1 protein-coding gene is annotated in these 3304 nt (G+C 57.2%); it reads right to left on the minus strand.

The features are described from left to right. Positions 1-941: 941 nt before the first annotated feature. On the minus strand, positions 942-3304 hold a 2363-nt coding region (locus tag AB4043_RS19575), incomplete at its 5' end, for an ABC transporter permease (RefSeq protein ID WP_442307838.1).

Here is a 3304-nt window from a genome sequence, read left to right on the forward strand (position 1 = left end):
GGTGCGTCTATTACGCAACCTTCCCCATCGCCTACTTCGACCAACAGAACCTCAACGTCGGCAACCTCCCCCAACAACAAGACGATGGAAATCTGGAAATTTCATACAACCGAAATTCCCAGATTCCCACCGCCTCCACCACTACCTGARATCAAAAAAACTCAGATACATAAACCTACCGAGCAAAAAGTGTTACCCATCTGCCCGGTCTAAACTGTTACCTATCTCCCAGGCTGCACAGATGTCCCACAGAGGYGCGGCTTTAGCCGCTGAGGGCATAGCMTCGGTACCTCAGCGGCTAAAGCCGCATGCATTTCAGTGCGGGGACGGGACGGCTGAAGCCGTCCCCTTAAGCAAGGCATTCGCACCTTCGGTGCGAAATGGTTGCGCCGCCGCGCAACGGTTACAGATTTGGAGGCTGAAATATAGCCGGCCATCACCGTCTTCGACCGAAGATAGAGCGATTGGTTTAGGGGATCGCGTCCCCCGAGCTGCATCCAGGATGTTGTATTCCCCTTCCCGGTGATCGCAGCAGTGCTGAGCATCTTCGCGGGTGTTGATATCCCAATTGTTTTCATGAGCATTCGCTGGTGGCGTACCCAGCATCCTTCACCCGTCTTAAGCGGCGACGGCTCACTCGATCGGAGCATGTGGCCCGCGTTCCTGATCAATTTGGCAGCGTGTTTTTGTGGGGATGCACCTTGGTCTATGCTCGCTATGTCATCGTGAGACATGAACAGCGCTCTGTCGAGTGCGATGCCATGGAAGGGATAATGGTTTAACCATGGGTTATACGATCAACAATCTCCACTTCCTATGGGCCGCGGCTCAGGAAGCGCTGGGCAATCGCTAAACGCCAAACGAATGGCAGATAGCCTATCAACCATTGAAACCTGATGGGTGGGCCTATTGCGCCAAAGTCGTCAGCCGGCGGCGCAAAACTATTCTGTTCGCAGGGCAGTCAACGGTTCGATACTGGCGGCGCGCCGCGCGGGCACCGCACTCGCTGCAAGCGCAACGCACACAACCGCGGTAATCGCGAGGAAATAGCTTGCCCCGTCCAACGGCTTCACTCCGTACAGGGATGAGTCCAGAGCTCGCCCCACGAGCATTGCTAGCGGAATGCCCAGGCTGACCCCGATTGCGGTGAGGGCCAGAGAGTCCCGAATAATCATCCAAACCACCTGGCCTCGTCCGGCTCCCATCGCCATGCGTATTCCGATCTCTGCCGTTCGCCTGTTCACTCGATACGCAAGCGTGCCGTAGAGCCCAGTCGCTACCAATGCGACCGCCAATAGTCCGAAGAACCCGGCGAGCCGAGCGAAGAGCATTTGATTCGAGATCGTCAAATCATACTGGGCGCGCTGGGTTATCGGCTGAATCAAGGGAAGATTCGGATCCAACTGCTGTACCATTCTGCGGGCCGAAGGCAGAATGGCAAGCGGCTCTCCCTGCACACGCATCTCCACTTCCATCTTGCCAATGATGGGAATCTGCGCATACATATACCAGGCCATGGGAATCGGCTCTTCATCAATACTGCGGTACTTATGATTCTTCACCACGCCGACAATAGTCATCTGATACATCCCGTTATCAGGACCGATGATATGTCCCAGTGGGTTTTGATCGGGAAGGAAGCGCTTTGCGAACTCCTCGTTGATGATGCCGACGTGAGGCGAAGCCGGTGTGTCGGAATCGGCAAAGTCACGGCCTTCAAGCACGGGAACTCCGAGGGTCGTAAAGAAGCCTGGGCCGGCTACGTTACTGCGAACCGTTCTCGAACTTCCATTTGCAACCTCCGGCAGTTTGCCGTCAACCATCATGTCGCTGTTATCGGACCACCATGCCCCAAGGCGCTCTTCCATGATGGTTACGGATTCGACGCCGGGAAGTCCCCGTAATTTTCCGATCAGCTCGCGGTAGAACTCTCTGCCCTGGGGAAGCGACTTAATATGCGGACTCACCCCGAAGACGACAAGACCATCGACCTTCATCCCAAGCGAAGTGTTTTCGAGATTGCGCAGCGTGCGAAACAGAAGTCCAGCACCGACGAGCAGAACAACGCAAAAGGTCATCTGAAGCGTGACGATGATCCTGCCAGCACGCGACTTTCCTGTATCGGTCGCAGAGGTCGCTGCGGAGGTCTTGAGAGCGAGCGATGGCGCTGCTGCGAGAGCGATGCGAAGAGGGGYCAGTCCAAACAGAATGATCGCCAATGTCAGAACAGCCACAGTGAAACGCAGAACCGTTCCGTCCGGAGCAAGGCTCGATTCGATCTGGGCCCAGGCGCCAAGTGCCCTGGTCGCGAAAACAGCGAAGGTCCAGGCCACGACTCCTCCCGCCACCACGAGCAGCAGGCTTTCCGTCAGCAGTTGCCGCAGCAAGTCACCGCGACCTGCGCCCAGGGCCAGCTTCATGCTGAACTCCCGCTGCCGGCCTGTATTGCGCGCCGTCAGAAGCATCACAACGTTCGTAAGCGCGATCAGCAATACCAGCGCAACCATGCCCATCAACAGCCGCAGAGGCTTGCCGTACTGCTCGGCATATCCAGGGAATCCTTTTGCCTCAACGAGACTTAAGGTTGGCCTCTGCTCGCCGGCCATCGGTGAGCCAAGACCGATGTAAGCTGCTGTCTGAAACACGGGCTGCAACTGCGCCACGGCCTGTGTCTTTGTGACGTCCGGGCTGAGCCGCCCAATCAGCCGCAGACACCACCACGTCGGGTTGGCCATATATGCCTTGCCATCTTCGGGCGGATTTCCCCATGCATTCAGCTCGGGCCGATTCTGTAAGGGCACCCAGAAATCAGTCGACTTCCCGGCCTCCAGACCTTCAAAGCCGTTCGCAGCAATACCAACGATGGTGAAGCCAATGCCGTTTACGTATAGCGTCGTACCCAGCACATCCGGATTGCGCGTAAAACGCCGGGTCCAATACTCGTTGCTGATGACGGCTATCGGCGCGTGGTCCTTCTCGTCCTGTTCCGTAAACCCGTGGCCGCGTTGCAACTTGACACCCAGGCCAGAGAAGAAGGCGCCGCTCACCATATCGCCCTCGGCCTCTTCCGGTTCCGATCCGTAGCGAACTGCCACTTTGTTTCCCGATAGCGGGACGTATGCGATCACTGCGGACATTCCGCCAGCCTGTTTGCGCAGGGCGTCGTAGACCGGGTAGGAGAAGGTCTGCGTGCTATCGATCGTGCCGGTCCCGCGCGGGGCATTCGAGGTATGCAGATAGACGAGTCGATCGGCATCGGCTACCGGCAGCGACTGCAGCAACACCGCATTCATCACACTGAAGA

It is taken from the genome of Terriglobus sp. YAF25 (assembly GCF_052113305.1).
GTDB lineage: Bacteria > Acidobacteriota > Terriglobia > Terriglobales > Acidobacteriaceae > Terriglobus.